Below are 15,773 nucleotides of genomic sequence, written 5' to 3'. Positions count from 1 at the left end.
GCTGAGCCATTGGTACAGTCGTGCATCATGGCCGTGGACGAACTCGACACCCGCATCCTGCGACTGCTCCTGGAGCAGCCGCGCACCAGTGTGCGCGAGTACGCCCGCATCCTCGGCGTGGCCCGCGGCACGCTCCAGGCGCGGCTGGACCGGATGGAACGGACCGGCGTGATCACCGGTACCGCGCCCTCCCTGTCCCCCGCCGCGCTGGGCCACCCCGTGCTGGCGTTCGTGCACATCGAGGTCACCCAGGGGCATCTGGACGACGTCGGGGACGCGCTGGCCGCCGTACCCGAGATCGTGGAGGCCTTCTCGATCACCGGCGGCGGAGACCTGCTGGCTCGGGTGGTGGGCCGGGACAACGCGCACCTGGAGGACGTGATCCAGAAGCTGATCAGCCTTCCGGGCGTGGTCCGCACCCGTACCGAGGTCGCGCTGCGCGAACGCGTCCCGCACCGGCTGCTGCCCCTCGTGGAGTCGGTCGGCCGGGCGGCCCGCGTCTGACGCGCCGCCGACGCTCCTCCCCGTCCGTCCGGGCCACCCCGCCGGACGCGGGTGCGGGCGGGGCACCACCCTTTCGCAGCAGGGCGCCCGGTCCGCCGCCGCGTCGTCCACGGCACCGCCGTACCACCGCACCCGTCCGCCGGCGCGGCGGGCCTCCCGCGCGGCGAGCGGGCCGACGGGCCGGCCCCGGTGCCGTCGCGGGCCGGCCCTGGTGCCGTCACGGGACGGTCCCGGCTGACTTCCGCGTGCGCGACGGGCCGCTGCTGCTTAGCGTGACCCCATGAACACAGTCCAGACACGGCCCGCACCCGACGAGCGGCGGTGGAAGGCGCTCGGGGTCTGTCTGGCAGCGGGCTTCATCTCGCTCCTCGACACCTCGATCGTGAACGTCGCGCTGCCCTCGCTGGAACACGGGCTCGGAGCCACGGAGGCGACCGAGTCATGGGTGGTATCCGGGTACGCCCTCACCTTCGGACTCGCACTGGTCCCGGCCGGACGGCTGGGCGACATGCGCGGCCGGCGCCAGGCCTTCCTGATCGGGCTCGCCCTGTTCACGGTGGCCTCACTGGCCTGCGGACTCGCGTCCACCCCCGGCTGGCTGGTGCTGTTCCGGCTGATCCAGGGCACGGCGGCGGGCATGGTGGCGCCCCAGACCTCGGGGCTGATCCAGCAGATGTTCCAGGGCGCCGAGCGCGCCAAGGCCTTCGGGGTGCTCGGCACGGTCATCGGGGTGTCGACGGCGGCGGGCCCGCTGGTGGGCGGCCTGCTGATCGACGCCGTCGGCACGGACGACGGCTGGCGCTGGGTGTTCTTCGTCAATCTGCCGATCGGCGTGGCCGCCTTCGTCGCCGGACTCCGGCTGCTGCCCCGTCTGCCGGTGGCCGGGAAGCACGAGGAGTTCGACCTGTTCGGAGTGCTGCTGCTCGGCTCGGGCGTCTTCGCGCTCATGCTGCCGCTGGTGCAGGAGCAGCAGTGGACCGGCCGGGAGAAGTGGGCGCTGCTGCCGCTGGCCGTGGCGCTGCTGGGCGCGTTCTGGGCCTGGGAGAAACGGCAGGGCGCGCTCGGCCGCGCCCCGCTGGTGGACCTGGCGCTGTTCTCGCTGCGTTCGTTCACCCTGGGCGCGCTGATCAGCCTCGCCTACTTCGCCGGCTTCACCACCGTCTTCTTCCTCTACGCCCTGTACTTGCAGAACGGCCTGGGCTACAGCGCGCTGGCATCGGGCCTCACGGTGCTGCCCTTCGCGGTGGCCTCCGCGGTCGGGGCCGCCGTCGGGGGCCGGCTGGTGGTGCGTTTCGGCCGCAAACTCGTCGTCATCGGGCTGGGCGGGGTGGCGCTGGGCATGCTCGGCGTGGTGGTGGCGGTGGAACTGGTGCCCGGGCCGAACCTGGGCTGGGCGTCGGCGCTGCCGCTGCTCATCGGGGGCATCGGCTCCGGTATGACGGTCTCCCCGAACACCACCCTCACCCTCACCCGTGTCCCCGTGAACCGTGCGGGCGCGGCCGGGGGTGTCCTCCAGACGGGCCAGCGCGTCGGCTCGGCGGCCGGGATCGCGGTGGTGGGCTCGGTGTACTTCGCGCACCTCGCCAACCACGGTCGCACCGACACGGCGATGCAGTTCGGGCTGCTCTCCGCCGTGGGGATCATCCTGGTCGCGCTGGTGCTGGCGGTCGCCGACCTGCGGGACCGCCAGGAACACCCCGAAGCGGAGACGGTCGCGGAGGTCGCGGAGACCGTCGTGCGCGGCCGGGGCTAGGTCCTGTCGTCAAACTCCCGCCGTCCGCCCGGAGGGCGGGCCTCGCGGCGTCAGGTGCGTGCTCTCGACGTGGCGGGCCCCGTCCCTCGTACTGGACGTACTTGGGTCGGGGCCCGGTGCGGCGAGAGTGCGTGCATGGCGTCGCGAGGCAGGCGGGAGTTTGACGACAGGGCCTAGGACGGCGTCGAGGAGAGCGTACGCCCCGACCGGTGAGCAGGCGGAACGGTGAGCGGCCGGGTTGGTGAGCAGTTGGGTTGGTGCGTGCTGGGGTTGGTGAACGGCCCAGCCGGTGGTGCGCCGGCCGGTGAGCGGCCGGGGCCTCCGTTCAGGACCTGCGGCGGGGCTTCCCCCGCTTGGCGGGCTTGCCGCCGCCCGTGCGGGCGCGTGCGGTGCGGCCCGACGACTTCGCCGACGGCTTGGGCTGCGACTTGGCCGCCGGCGTCTGCCGGGTGCCGCCCCGGCCGGAGCGCCCCGGCTTGTCGTCGGCCGCGGGCTGTGCCGCCGTACGACCGCGCGTGCTGTTGACCGTGCGCCCGCGGACGATGCCGATGAAGTCCTCCACCAGGTCGGTGGTGGCCTCCTCCGGCCAGGACAGGGCGACGCTCGACCGGGGGGCGTCGACGACCGGGCGGTAGGTGAGGTCACGGCGGTGGTACAGGCGGGCCAGCGACTGCGGGACGACCAGGAGGCCGACGTCGGCCGCCACCAGCTCGACGGCGTCCGCGGTCGTCGCCGGGCGCTCGAAGGCCGGCTCGCCCGGCGGGGCGTCCCAGTCGAAGACGTCGTCCAGCGGATGGAAGACCACCTCGTCGGCGAGATCGGCCAGGGTCACCTCCTCCGCGGCCGTGATCACGTGGTCCTTGGGGACGATGACCACCGTGGTCTCGGTGTACAGCGGGATCGCGCTGAAGAACGTACGGTCGACCGGCGACCGGACCAGAGCCGCGTCCGCCTCGCCCGCGCGCAGCACCTCGGGCGCCTCGGCGGCCGGGACCTGGACGAGGGTGAGCGGGATACCGGGCTGGCGCTCGTTCCAGGTCTTCACCCACTTGGCGGGCGTCACCCCGGGAACGTACGCGAGCCGGAACGACGGTGATTCCTCCGAGCCTGTCACCAGGCCAGATTACCGGCCGTCCGCTGCCCCCCGGCACCGGCCGTGGTCGGCGCCCGTGCCCCCGGCCGATACCCTTGACCCCATGAAGTCGCAGCAGAGCACCCAGACGATGAAGCCCGCGACCGCGGCGAAGAAGCTGGGTGTGTACCTCCCCGCCACCCCCGCCTCCTTCCAGGAGGGTGCGGTCACGCGCGCCGAGCTGAACGAGCTCCAGGCCAATCCGCCGGAGTGGCTGCGCGAGCTGCGGAACAACGGCCCCCACCCGCGTCCGGTGGTCGCCGCCAAGCTGGGGGTGTCCATCGCGGGTCTGTCCCGCGGCGGCGTCACCGAGCCGCTGACCACCGAGCAGATCGAGGCGCTCAAGCAGGAGCGGCCCGAGTGGCTGGAGAAGGAGCGCGCCACGCAGGCCGAGGTCCGCAAGGAGGCCGCGCGGCTGAAGGAGCGCGAGCAGGAAAAGCGCGAGCGGGAGAAGACGGACAGCGACGCCGGGCGCGACTGACCCTTCCGCGTCGCCCCGCCCCGCGGCTGATCCTTTCCCGCCGTCGGCCCTTCCACCTCGCGCACGTCCCGCGACGGGCCGGCCCCGCTCTCCCTCGACGCGACCGGCCCTTCCGCCCCGCACGCGCCCCCGCCTCCTGATGTGCGGCCGGCCCTACCGCGCGGGGCGCTCAGCCGAGGAAGCTCAGCCGCACCTTGCGGTCGGGGTTGTCCTTGTTGGTGTCCACCAGACACACCGACTGCCAGGTGCCCAGTTCCAGACGGCCGCCGATCACCGGCAGGGTCGCGTGCGGCGGGACGATGGCGGGCAGGACGTGGTCGCGACCATGGCCGGGGCTGCCGTGCCGGTGCTGCCAGCGGTCGTCGGCGGGCAGCAGGGTGTGCAGGGCCGCGAGGAGGTCGTCGTCGCTGCCGGAGCCCGTCTCGATGACGGCGATCCCTGCGGTGGCGTGCGGGACGAAGATGTTGAGCAGGCCGTCCCGGCCGGCCGCCGCCTCCCGCAGGAACTCCTCGCAGTCGGCTGTCAGATCGACGACACGCTCCCGGGAACCCGTGGGAACGTGCAGCATGCGCGTGGTCAAGGCATCGGACATGCCCCCATCCTGACCCATGCACCGGTTTTCACACCCCCCGGCGCGACCATTCCCTGATACATGCGGTCCAGCAGACGAGACACCGTTGACCTGTGCACGTCCAGCTGACTACGTTCGGCCGCATGCTGCGTTCAGCCTTGCTCACCACGCGCGGTCACATCGACCTGCTGCGGGTGGTCTCCGCCGCGTGTCGCCGCGCCCGCTGACGCCCTTCTCCTCTCCCTTCCCGGACCCCCTCGCCCCGTCCGCACGTCCTCCCCGATCGACCACCGGCCGGGGCATGACCAGGCGACGCCGGGCCGCCTCCCCCTGACCCCGTTTTCTCCCTGCTCCTTCCCCGCCCTCTCCCCGTGGAGCACCCATGAGCACCAGCCATGCCCCGCCCCACTCACCGGAACCCGATATTTCGGGTATGCCGCACAAGGAAGACTGGGACCAGGGCGCTTCGACGCCCGCGTACCCCACTCTCCAGCCGGTCGTCCCCGCCTCCGCCCGCCGCACCGGAATCCCCCGCTGGCTACGGCGTGCCACCGGCCCGCTCCTGCTGCTGCTCCTGTGGCAACTCCTCGTCATGACCGGGGTGCTGGCGGCGGACGTGCTCGCCTCACCGGGCCGCACCGCGCAGGTCGGCTGGGACCTGATCAGCAACGGCTCGCTGCCGTCGGCCATGGCGACCTCGCTCCGGCGGGTCGCGTTCGGACTGCTGCTCGGCACGGTGACCGGCACCGGACTGGCCCTGCTCTCGGGGCTGTTCCGGATCGGTGAGGACCTGGTGGACGCGCCGGTCCAGATGCTGCGGACGGTGCCGTTCGTCGGCCTCATTCCGCTGTTCATCATCTGGTTCGGGATCGGCGAGGCCCCGAAGGTCGCGATCATCACACTCGGCGTCACCTTCCCCGTCTACCTCAACGTCTACGCCGGCGTCCGCGGCGTGGACGCCCGACTCATCGAGGCCGGTGAGTCGTTGGGGCTCTCCCGGTGGGGGCTGGTACGGCACGTGGTGCTGCCGGGCGCCCTGCCCGGGGCGCTCACCGGGCTGCGCTTCTCGCTCGGCGTCGCCTGGCTCGCGCTCGTCTTCGCCGAGCAGGTCAACGCCGACGCGGGCATCGGCTTCCTGATGGTGCAGGCACGCGACTTCCTGCGGACCGACGTGATCGTGGTCTGCCTGATCGTCTACGCCTTCCTCGGCCTGCTCGCCGACTTCATCGTCCGCTCCCTCGAAAGGCTGCTGCTGCGATGGCGACCGACGTTCACCGGACGGTGACCGGACCGGCGGTGCACGTCGAGGGGCTGACCCGCTCCTTCGACGGCCGCGCCGTCATCGACGACCTCCGACTCGACATCGCCCGCGGGGAGTTCGTCGCCCTGCTCGGCCGCAGCGGCTGCGGCAAGTCGACCCTGCTGCGCATCCTCGCGGGCCTCGACCGGGACATCGAGGGCACGGCTCTGGTCCCGCGGCGCCGGGCCGTCGCCTTCCAGGCGCCCCGGCTCATGCCGTGGAAGAAGGTGTGGCGCAACATCCTGCTCGGACTGCCCGGCAGGCCCGAACGCGTCGTCGCCGAGCGGGCGCTGGACGAGGTCGGCCTCGGTCACCGCGTGCACGCCTGGCCGAAGACCCTGTCCGGCGGCGAGGCCCAGCGCGTCTCCCTCGCCCGTGCCCTGGTGCGCGAGCCCGATCTCCTGCTGCTCGACGAGCCGTTCGGCGCGCTCGACGCGCTCACCCGGATCAAGGCCCAGCGGCTGGTCGGGGAGTTGTGGCAGCGCCGGGGCTGCGCGGTGCTGCTGGTCACGCACGACGTGGAGGAGGCCGTACTGCTCGCCGACCGTGTCCTGGTCATGGACGGCGGCCGGATCGCCCACGAGCAGCACGTCGGTCTCGACCGGCCGCGCGAGATCACCGATCCCCGGTTCGCCGCGCTCCGCGCCCGGCTGCTCGGACTGCTGGGCGTCGACACCGCCGCCGAAACCGCCTGAACCGAGCCGCCTGGTCCTCGGCCCCACCCGACACCACAGGCTCCTCCTCGGAAAGCCCCGACGACTGCCTTCCCACAGGTCCCTTCCAGACGAACGGAACCGCCATGCGACGACGACTCGTCCCCGCCGCACTGATCCTCACCTGCGCGCTCCTGCTCACCGCCTGCGGCGGGAACTCGTCCACCGGCACCGGCGGCGACATCGACGGAAAGGGCTCCGTCACCCTGAACGTCGGCGACCAGAAGGGCGGCTCCGAAGCCATTCTGCGCGCGGCCGGAGAGCTGAAGGACCTGGACTACAAGATCAAGTGGTCGTCCTTCACCTCCGGCCCGCCCCTGCTGGAAGCCGTCAACGCGAAGGCCGTCGACATCGGCGGCGTCGGCAACACCCCGCCCGTCTTCGCGGCCGGCGCCGGCTCGAAGATCTCCGTCGTCGCCGCCTGGCACGGCACCTCCGCGGGCGACACCATCCTGGTGCCGAAGGACTCCGCGTTGACCGGTCCACGGCAACTGAAGGGCAGGTCCGTCGCCGTCGCACAGGGTTCGTCCGCCCACTACCAGCTCGTCGCCTCGCTCAAGGCCGTGGGACTGAGCCTGTCCGACGTCGCGGTCAAGTACCTCCAGCCCGCCGACGCGCTCGCCGCGTTCACCTCGGGAAAGGTCGACGCCTGGGCGGTCTGGGACCCGTACACCTCACAGATCCTCCAGGCCGGACAGGGCCGGGTGCTGACCACCGGCGACGGCATCACCAACGGTCTCACCTTCCAGGTCGCCTCCCCCACCGCGTTGCACGACCCTCGGAAGGCCGCCGTCGTCAAGGACTACCTCGGACGGCTGCGGCGGGGCACGGACTGGGTGTACGACCACCAGGAGGAGTGGGCCAAGGTGTGGGCGAAAGACACGAAGCTGCCGTACCAAGTGGCGCTGGCCTCGGTGAGGCGCACGAACTCCACCCGCGTCCCGGTCGCCGTGGACCAGCCGCTGGTCGCCTCGGAGCAGCGGATCGCCGACGCCTTCGCCGAGTTGAAGCTCATCCCGCGCAAGGTCGACTTCGCCGGCTTCGTGGACCAGCGGTACAACGGCGGCCTGCCTCCGTCGACGACCCCGGCCAGGAGCTGAGGCAGGCCGAGGAGGGCTGACGGATGCCGGGGAACGGAACGCCGTGACGATCCCCCGCCGATGGCGCCCGGGAAGATGTGTGACCGGCTCCCTGTTGGCAGAGGCGTGAACGCAGTACGCGAGGTCGAGGTCGTCGTCATCGGCGCGGGCCAGGCCGGTCTGTCCGCCGCCTATCACCTGCGACGCTCCGGCTTCGAGCCGGACCGCGACTTCGTGGTCCTCGACCACGCCCCGGGTCCGGGCGGCGCCTGGCAGTTCCGCTGGCCGTCGCTGACGTTCGGCAAGGTGCACGGGATGCACGCGCTGCCCGGCATGGAGCTGACGGACGCCGACCCGGCGCGGCCCTCGGCCGAGGTGGTCCGGGAGTACTTCGACCGGTACGAGCGCACCTTCGACCTGCGGGTACGGCGGCCCGTGGACGTGCGAGCGGTGCGTGCGGGCGCCGGGGGACGGCTGCTCGTGGAGACGTCGGACGGCACCTGGTCGACGCGGGCGCTGATCAACGCGACCGGCACCTGGGACCGGCCGTTCTGGCCGCGTTACCCGGGCCAGGAGACCTTCCGCGGGCGGCAGTTGCACACCGCCCAGTACACCGGTCCGCAGGAGTTCGCCGGGCAGCGGGTCGTGGTGGTGGGTGGTGGCGCCTCGGGCACCCAGCACCTGCTGGAGCTCGCCCCGTACGCCGCCGCGACCACCTGGGTCACCCGGCGCCCCCCGGTCTTCCGGGAGGGGCCGTTCGACCAGGAGGCGGGCCGCGCGGCCGTCTCGCTGGTGGAGGAGCGGGTGCGCGAGGGGCTGCCGCCGCGGAGTGTGGTGTCGGTCACCGGGCTGCCCCTGAACGACGCGATCCGGCGGGGCCTCGCGGACGGGGTCCTGGACCGGCTGCCGATGTTCGACCGGATCACCCCGGACGGCGTGGAGTGGCGGGACGGCCGGAAGGTGGACGCCGACATCATCCTGTGGGCGACCGGCTTCCGGGCCGCACTGGACCATCTCGCTCCCCTGCGGCTGCGCGAGCCGGGCGGCGGCATCCGGGTGGAAGGCACCCGCGCGGTCGCCGATCCGCGGGTCCACCTCGTCGGCTACGGTCCCTCGGCCAGCACCGTCGGGGCCAACCGCGCCGGGCGCGCGGCCGTCCGGGACATCCGGCGGCTGCTGGCCGAGGAGCCCGTCGCCGCGTGACCCTCGGCCGGTCCGGCCGCCCTCGGCGGCTCAGGGAGCCGGGGAGCCCAGCGGGTCGCCGCTCGGGGCCGGGGTCACCGTGCTCTGGTGGAGGGCGTTGAAGTCGGCCACATTGCGCAGGTGCTCGTCGTAGTCCGAGGTGAAGCGCGTGTCCCCGGGCTTGACCGTGACGAAGTACAGCCAGTCGCCCGGTGTCGGGTTGAGCGCGGCGCGCATCGCGTCCTCGCCGGGGTTGTCGATCGGTGTCGGAGGCAGGCCCATGCGCTGGTAGGAGTCATAGGGGCTCTCCGTCTGGGTGCCGTCCTGGCCGGTGCGGAGGGCGCCGTGGTTCAGCGCGTAGTTGATGGTCGAGTCCACCTGGAGCGGCATGCCGCGCGCCAGCCGGTTGAGGATGACCCGGGCGACCTTGCCCATGTCCGCCTGGGTCGCGGCCTCGGCCTGGACGATGCTGGCGACGGTGACGGCCTGGTAGAGGTTCATCGCGTTGCGCTGGGCCCCCGCCGCCACCGGCGCGCCGCCGTACTTGTCGTTGGCCGCGTCCACCATGGCCTGGATCAGTGACTCGGGCGTCGCGCCTTCGCGAATGGGATAGGTGGCCGGGAAGAGATAGCCCTCCGGGTTGCCCCCGGCCTGACTCGGCAGTTTCAGTGCGGCTTTGCCGAGGGACTTGCGGGTGCTGCCCGGAGGCAGCCGGAGCGCCTTGTCGATCGCGTCGTACACCTGGCTCGCACGCCAGCCCTCCGGGATGACCAGCGCGGCGGGTTTCGTCTGCTCGCGGTCGCCCGAGAGCATCAGCAGCGGCACCGCCACGGCGGTGCCGGCCGCGACGGCGCCGGCCACGAGGGTGAGGAGCCTGCCGCGGCGGGTCAGTCGGATCGTGCTCCGGGGCGGAGTCTTCGTCTGCATGCGGGCACGGTAATACGCATATCGCCACAAACCCGGCATATATTCAGTTTGTCGGTTGTAGTTGCGCGTCCCGGCGCACCAGGGCCGCGTACCGGCCGTCCCGGTCCAGGAGTTCCTCGTGCGAGCCGCGTTCGGCGACGCGTCCGGAGTCCAGCACCACGATCTGGTCGGCGTCGCGGACAGTGGACAGCCGGTGGGCGATGGTGATCGTCGTGCGGTCGGCGGACAGGGCGTCGATGGCCTCCTGGACGGCGGCTTCCGTGCGGGTGTCGAGCGCGCTGGTCGCCTCGTCCAGGATCAGGACCGGTGGGTCGCGCAGAATGGTGCGGGCTATCGCCAGGCGCTGCTTCTCGCCGCCGGAGAAGCGGTGACCGCGTTCGCCGACGATCGTGTCGTAGCCGTCGGGCAGCGCGGCTATGTGGTCGTGGATCTGCGCCGCACCGGCCGCCGCACGCAGTTCCTCGTCGGTGGCGTCGGGCTTGGCGAAGCGCAGATTGTCCGCGACCGAGGCGTGGAAGAGGTACGTCTCCTGGGAGACGACGCCGACCGCGCGGGCGAGGGTGTCGAAGTCGAGGTCGCGGACGTCCACCCCGTCCAGGGTGACGCGACCGCCGGTGACGTCGTACAGACGGGGCACGAGATAGCCGAGCGTGGACTTGCCGGCGCCGGTCGGACCGACGACGGCGAGGCTGCCGCCGGCCGGCACGGCGACGTCGATGCCGTCGAGGACGGGACCGCCCTTGTCGTCGTACCGGAACTCGACGTCCTCGAAGCGGACTTCGCCCTTGATCGAGTCCAGGTGCACCGGCCGCTCGCGCTCGGTGATGTCGACCGGCAGGTCCAGGTACTCGAAGATGCGCTGGAAGAGCGCGAGCGAGGTCTGGATCTGGACGCCGGTCGCGAGCAGGCTGACGGCCGGGCGGAACAGGCCCTGCTGGAGCGAGACGAAGGCGACGATGGTGCCGAGGGAGACCTCGGGGCCGCCGAACCGGAGGGCGATGCCCGCGGTCCAGTAGATGACGGCGGGCATCGCGGCCATCACGATCGTGATCACGGCCATGCGCCAGCGCCCGGCCATGTTCGCCCTGACCTCCAGGTCGACCAGGCGCTCGGACTCCGTGGCGAAGGACTCGGTCAGCGAGTCGGAGCGGCCCATGGTGCGGCCGAGCAGGATGCCGCTGACCGAGAGCGACTCGGTGACCGTGGCCGCCATCGCGGCCATCTGCTTCTGCCGCTGGGTGGTGATCTTCTTGCGTTCGTTGCCGACGCGGCGGCTGATCCAGACGAACAGCGGCAGCAGGAGCAGCGAGACGATCGTCAGCCGCCAGTCCAGCGCGACCATGGCGACGATGGTGGCGACCACGCTGGTGGCGTTGGAGACCAGGGAGGTGGCGGTGGAGGTGACGGTGGCCTGCATGCCGCCGATGTCGTTGGCGATGCGGGACTGCACCTCGCCGGTGCGGGTGCGGGTGAAGAAGGCGAGGGACATGCGCTGGAGGCGGCCGTAGACCGCCGCGCGCAGGTCGTGCATGACCCGCTGGCCGACGGTGGTCGAGATCAGCGTCTGGAGCACACCGAAGACGCCGGCCAGGACGGCACTGAGGATCATGCCGAGCGCGAGCAGTCCCAGCAGGCCGGTGCGACCCTGCGGGATCGCGACGTCGAGCGTCTCCCGCAGCAGGAACGGCGTGGCCACCGATACCAGCGACGAGGCGCCGACGAGGAGGCCGACGACGGCGAGCCGCCCGCGGTAGGGACGGAAGAGCCGCAGGATGCGGCGCACCTGCCGGGGCTGTTCGCCGGCGTCGGCAGGTGGGGTCCAGGAGGGTTCACGGTCGGGGTGCATGGGCTCCTACGGAGGTGAGGGGAGGCCGGCCGGAGAACGGCCGGCCATGCCTGACGGATCGTAGCTCATTGTTACCTATACTCACAATGAACGGCGCCCTGATATTGTTCCCGCATGACGACCCCAGATCCCGACGGACTGCTCGCCGAGCAGTTGCTACGGCTCACCCGCCGGGTGCACCGCATCCAGAAGCGCCATCTGGAACAGCGCGACCTGGGCGTCACCCCGGCCCAGTCCCGGCTGCTGCGCACGCTCGCGCACTATGCCTCGCCCCCGCGCATGGCAGACCTCGCCGAACGCCTGGAGGTCGTGCCCCGGGCCGTGACGACGCTGGTCGACGGGCTGGAGGCGAGCGGCAAGGTCCGCCGGGCGCCGGACCCCGCGAACCGGCGCGTGACCCGGATCGAGCTGACGGACGAGGGACGCGTGGCCCTGCGCGAACTGCGCGGCGCACGTCACTCGGCGGCGGAGGAGATACTGGCGCCGCTGACGGAGAAGGAGCGCCAGGTGCTCGGCGTACTGCTGGACACGCTGATCGACGGGGACGCGGCCCCGCGCTGCTGATCGGCCCCGGCCCCCGCCACGGGAGGCGGAGCGGAAGGCCGTGACCACGTCCGGCCGCCGGTCAGCAGCGACCACGGCCCTCCGTCAGCACCCGATGGTCCCCCGTCGGCGACCCACCGTCCTCCCTCAGCACCCCGCTGCCCGTCGCCAGCACCCCGCTGCCCGTCGCCGGCGCCCAGCGGTCCGGTGCCAGCGGCCCGCCGCCCCTCGCCAGCGGCCCTTGGACCAGCGTTCCCTGCACCGTGGCCAGCGACCGGTCGTAGCATGCGTCCGGGCCGGACAGGCGGTAGCGCTCGGCCGACACGCCGACCGCGTGCCGCTGCTCACGCGGGACGCCGAGCGTGTAAGCGGCGTCGCCGCTGTAGGTGTCGTCCAGCCGTGACCACGCGGTGCGCCGCCCGCCCTCGCGCGTCACCACCGACGCCCGGTCGCCAAGGGCCAGCACGGTGCGCAGCCGGTCGTCCGGACCGAGGGTGGTGGCACCGTTCATGGTGTACGTCCGGTGCGTGCGCGTCGTCCGCGTGGAGCCGGTACCGCCGTCGGGTCCGTGTCCGGGCGCGACCCCCGCTCCGACTCGGGCTCCGGGACCCCCGACGGTGACGGTCTCGTCGTCGGTCCAGGTCGCGTCGAGTCCGTCCGTGTCCTCGCCGTCGGTCCAGCGGTGGACGGAGGTGTTGGCGAGCGTCCGGGTGACGGTGCTGGTCACACGGCCGTGCGAGGTGTCGAGGTACCCGGAGACGGTGAGCCGGTGCCCGGCCTCCGTGCGCACGCGGTGCTCGGTGCCCGGTGTGTGGACCGAGGAGTTGCGGAGGTCGGTCGCCTCGCTGCCGGTGAGCGCGCCGGTGAGTCGGGCGCGGTGCGGATCCCGCCAGACCAGGACGTTCACCGTGGTGGTCCAGCCCGGCTGCCCCGCCGGCACACCGGCGACGGACACCTCGACGCGGTGCGGGCGCCCGTCGTCGAGGAGACCCGCGAAGGGCGTAAGGTCGTACTCCACGGGCCGGACGTCGAAGGCGCGTGGGGCCGGGACGACGTGCCACAGGAAGGGGTTGGACCAGCCGCCCGTCCACACGTGCGGGTACGGCGCCGCGATGCCGGCGAGCCGGCCGTCGACGCTGATCCGCACTTCGCGGTACGGCCCTTGACCGGCCTTGCAGGAGTACGGTGCCGGATCGGCCACGGTCAGGTACCAGAACTCCTCGCAGCCGCCGCCCGAACCGGTCGCGTACACCTCGGCGACGATCCGTTCGCTGTTGCGCGGCGTGGTGAGCGTCGTACCGGCCGGCGTGTCGGCGAGGGTGAGGACACGGTCGGGGGCCGGCGCCGCGGGGCGTCCCGCATAGAAGGTCAGGGTGACGCGCGCGTCGATGACGCCGGTGTAGGTCTCGTCCACCACGTTGCCGATCAGCATCTCGACGTCCCGGGTGCCATGGAAGGTGTCGCTGTAACGGGTGACGTCCTTCTCCACGTGCCACTCGATCCCGTCGGGCGAGGGCTCCGGGGTGGAGGTACGCAGGATCTCGACGCCGCCGACGTCCAGATGGCCGAGCCGGTCGTACTGACGGCCCTTCACCTTGCCGTCGAGGCGCAGGACGACCTTGCTCCAGCGGTCGCCGCACCCCTTGGGAGGCGTATAGGTGCCACGGTAGGGCGTGAAGTCGCGGAACCGCGCGTCGGCGAGGGTGACCCGGCAGGAACGGCCGTGCGGCCGGTCGACGGGCGGGGCGGCGGTCACCGGGTCGTGCCAGTCGGTGCCGAACTCGGCGGGTACGTCCGCCGCTCGGGCGGTCGCGGTTCCCGTACCGAGGAGCGTGCCCGCCAGAAGGGCCGCCCCTGCGAGCGTGGACATGACTAACCGTCTACTCATGGCCGTGTTCTATGGGGAGACCGCCCGCCCCCGCAATGACGCCTCGGACCAACCGGCGCGATGTGGACGGCTTGGGCAACCAGCACGCGGACCGTGCGCGGGGTGCGCACGGGTGTATGCGGGCTACGCACGCACCACGCGCGGGCCCCCGGAAGGAACATTCAGTGATATAAGCGGATCATACTGGCATAGTGCGGACATGGAGATCCTGACCGCCGACAGCCCCTCGGGACGCCCGGCCACGAGCCCGGCCCCCCACCCCCGCGACATCCACGGGACCTTGCGGTGAAGGCGGTCACCGGAGCCGTCACCCTCGCAACGGCCGTGGCGGTGGCCGCGGCCGCCACCCTCGCCAGGAACGCCGAGTCCGACGGCGCGGGCCCGCGCCCGGGCCACGGCACCCCCGCCCCCGGCGCCTCGGCCGGTGCGGCCCCCGCCCCCGGCGCGCCGGGCATCGGCGACCCGCTCATGCCGAACGCCGGCAACGGCGGCTACACCGTGCGCCGCTACACGCTCGACTTCGACTGGCGGGCGCCGCGCACGCCCTTCGCGGCCGGTGCCACCATCAGCGCCACCGCCACACAGGCCCTGTCCCGCTTCGACCTCGACTTCGCGGGCAACGCACTGCACCGTGTCACCGTCGACGGCGCCCCGGCCGCCGCCGAACGTCACGGTGACGAACTCGTCGTCACCCCCGCCAGGCCGATCCCGCGCGGCGGCGCGTTCACCGTCCGCGTCGCGTACACCGCCGACCCGACGCAGGGACGGCACCGCGACGACGCGATCCAGGACTACGGCTGGGTTCCCACGGCCGACGGAACCGTGGTCTGCGCCCAGCCCGACGGCGCCAAGATGATCTTCCCGGCGAACGACCACCCAAGCCTGCGAGCACCCGTCACCTTCCGGATCACCACCCCGCCGGGGCTCAGCGCGGTGGCCAACGGCCGGCTCGTCGGCACCACCCGGCACCCCGACGGCCGCACCCGGTGGACCTACGACTCCGAGCAGCCGATCGCCGCACAGCTGGTGCAGATGGCGATCGGGAGGTTCACGTTCGTGGACAGCGAGGGTCCGCGCGGGCTGCCGGTCCGGGACGTGGTGCCGGACGACCTGGTCGCGGACACCGAGGAGTACCGCTCGCTCACCCCGGACCACCTGGCCTGGCTGGAACAGCGGCTCGGCCCCTACCCGTTCCGCCGCTACGGCGTTCTCGTCGGGGACACCGATCTGCCGGTGGCGCTGGAGACCCAGTCAATCTCCGTCCTGCCCCGGGACGACCTGCTGGGCGACCGGGTCGACGCCGAGCGCGATCTCGTCCACGAACTGACCCACCACTGGACGGGTGACAGCGTCGCCATCCGACGCTGGTCCGACCTGTGGCTGAGTGAGGGTCACGCCCGCTTCTACGAACGCCTGTACTCCGACGAGCACGGCGGCACCGGCCTGGAGTCGGCGATGCGGGCGGCCTACGAGCAGCACGACCAGTGGCGCCACGACGAGGGAGCGCCCGCCGAGCCCACCGAGGCGACGCTGTTCAAGGTGATGCGGTACGACGGCTCGGCCCTGGTGCTGTTCGCGCTGCGGGAGAAGGTCGGCGAGGAGACCTTCGAGAAGATCGAGCGGGCCTGGGTGGGCACCTACCGGGGCCGCGTGGCCGGCACCCGGGACTTCGTCGCGCTCGCGTCCCGGGTCGCCGGCGAGGACCTGGCGCCGTTCCTGACGCCGTGGCTGTACGGCGCGCACACCCCGCCCATGCCGGGTCACCCCGACTGGCGGGTGGACCCGGTCGAGGACTGACCCGCGCCCGGCCGGGTTTGGTTGCCCCGGGCAGCGGAGTCACTGCCGCCGACCGGG

At 72.5% G+C, this 15,773-nt stretch carries 13 protein-coding genes and 1 pseudogene; 9 read left to right on the top strand and 5 right to left on the bottom strand.

From position 1 onward, the window contains the following. Positions 1 to 27 precede the first annotated feature (27 nt). Positions 28 to 504 carry an Lrp/AsnC family transcriptional regulator gene (locus IF37_RS0106145; protein WP_030737334.1) on the top strand — a complete coding sequence of 159 codons (477 nt, stop codon included), beginning with the start codon at positions 28 to 30 and terminating at the stop codon, positions 502 to 504. A gap of 280 nt (positions 505 to 784) precedes the next feature. Then, positions 785 to 2,257, top strand: coding sequence for an MFS transporter (locus tag IF37_RS0106140; RefSeq protein ID WP_052844998.1), 1,473 nt, complete (start codon positions 785 to 787; stop codon positions 2,255 to 2,257). A 325-nt stretch (positions 2,258 to 2,582) separates the two neighbouring features. Here IF37_RS0106140 and IF37_RS0106135 read toward each other — a convergent pair whose 3' ends face one another. After that, a complete protein-coding gene (locus IF37_RS0106135) occupies positions 2,583 to 3,371 on the bottom strand; it encodes a LysR family substrate-binding domain-containing protein (RefSeq protein ID WP_030737330.1) in 789 nt (262 codons plus the stop codon). Between the two features lie 82 nt (positions 3,372 to 3,453). On the opposite strand from IF37_RS0106135, the gene IF37_RS0106130 reads away from it, so the two are divergent. Continuing rightward, complete coding sequence (locus IF37_RS0106130; RefSeq protein ID WP_030737328.1) at positions 3,454 to 3,870, top strand: DUF5997 family protein; 417 nt, start codon at positions 3,454 to 3,456, stop codon at positions 3,868 to 3,870. 169 nt (positions 3,871 to 4,039) lie between these two features. Here IF37_RS0106130 and IF37_RS0106125 read toward each other — a convergent pair whose 3' ends face one another. Then, complete coding sequence (locus IF37_RS0106125; RefSeq protein ID WP_030737327.1) at positions 4,040 to 4,462, bottom strand: secondary thiamine-phosphate synthase enzyme YjbQ; 423 nt, start codon at positions 4,460 to 4,462, stop codon at positions 4,040 to 4,042. 361 nt (positions 4,463 to 4,823) lie between these two features. Here IF37_RS0106125 and IF37_RS0106120 point away from each other — a divergent pair, with 361 nt between their 5' ends. The 4 genes from IF37_RS0106120 (at position 4,824) to IF37_RS0106105 (ending at position 8,736) form a co-directional block, all read left to right on the top strand. Further along, positions 4,824 to 5,726 carry an ABC transporter permease gene (locus IF37_RS0106120; RefSeq protein WP_030737326.1) on the top strand — a complete coding sequence of 301 codons (903 nt, stop codon included), beginning with the start codon at positions 4,824 to 4,826 and terminating at the stop codon, positions 5,724 to 5,726. Further along, on the top strand, positions 5,699 to 6,436 hold the full coding sequence (locus IF37_RS0106115; RefSeq protein WP_030737323.1) for an ABC transporter ATP-binding protein: 738 nt from the start codon (positions 5,699 to 5,701) through the stop codon (positions 6,434 to 6,436). Before IF37_RS0106120 ends, IF37_RS0106115 begins: the two co-directional genes overlap by 28 nt. A 104-nt stretch (positions 6,437 to 6,540) precedes the next feature. Then, a complete protein-coding gene (locus tag IF37_RS0106110; RefSeq protein WP_030737321.1) occupies positions 6,541 to 7,554 on the top strand; it encodes an ABC transporter substrate-binding protein in 1,014 nt (337 codons plus the stop codon). A 105-nt stretch (positions 7,555 to 7,659) separates the two neighbouring features. Beyond that, complete coding sequence (locus IF37_RS0106105) at positions 7,660 to 8,736, top strand: NAD(P)-binding domain-containing protein (protein ID WP_030737319.1); 1,077 nt, start codon at positions 7,660 to 7,662, stop codon at positions 8,734 to 8,736. A gap of 30 nt (positions 8,737 to 8,766) precedes the next feature. Here the strand turns inward: IF37_RS0106105 and mltG are convergent, their stop codons facing one another. Continuing rightward, positions 8,767 to 9,642 (bottom strand): endolytic transglycosylase MltG, encoded by an 876-nt coding sequence (gene mltG / locus IF37_RS0106100; protein WP_030737317.1) that lies wholly within the window; start codon positions 9,640 to 9,642, stop codon positions 8,767 to 8,769. A gap of 43 nt (positions 9,643 to 9,685) precedes the next feature. Then, positions 9,686 to 11,488 carry an ABC transporter ATP-binding protein gene (locus IF37_RS0106095; RefSeq protein ID WP_030737315.1) on the bottom strand — a complete coding sequence of 601 codons (1,803 nt, stop codon included), beginning with the start codon at positions 11,486 to 11,488 and terminating at the stop codon, positions 9,686 to 9,688. 114 nt (positions 11,489 to 11,602) lie between these two features. On the opposite strand from IF37_RS0106095, the gene IF37_RS0106090 reads away from it, so the two are divergent. Then, the gene (locus tag IF37_RS0106090; protein ID WP_030737313.1) at positions 11,603 to 12,052 is read left to right on the top strand and encodes a MarR family winged helix-turn-helix transcriptional regulator; all 450 of its coding nucleotides are present in this window, start codon (positions 11,603 to 11,605) and stop codon (positions 12,050 to 12,052) included. 220 nt (positions 12,053 to 12,272) lie between these two features. Here the strand turns inward: IF37_RS0106090 and IF37_RS0106085 are convergent. After that, positions 12,273 to 13,919, bottom strand: a pseudogene (locus IF37_RS0106085) (peptide-N4-asparagine amidase); the annotation flags it as partial. 285 nt (positions 13,920 to 14,204) lie between these two features. On the opposite strand from IF37_RS0106085, the gene IF37_RS0106080 reads away from it, so the two are divergent. After that, the gene (locus IF37_RS0106080; protein ID WP_253915659.1) at positions 14,205 to 15,716 is read left to right on the top strand and encodes a M1 family metallopeptidase; all 1,512 of its coding nucleotides are present in this window, start codon (positions 14,205 to 14,207) and stop codon (positions 15,714 to 15,716) included. The last annotated feature ends 57 nt before the right edge of the window (positions 15,717 to 15,773 follow it).

Source organism: Streptomyces sp. NRRL S-31 (assembly GCF_000718775.1).
Taxonomy (GTDB): Bacteria; Actinomycetota; Actinomycetes; order Streptomycetales; family Streptomycetaceae; genus Streptomyces.
The sequence above is the reverse complement of the archived record's forward strand: the minus strand, read 5'-3'. Positions and strand labels throughout refer to the sequence as shown.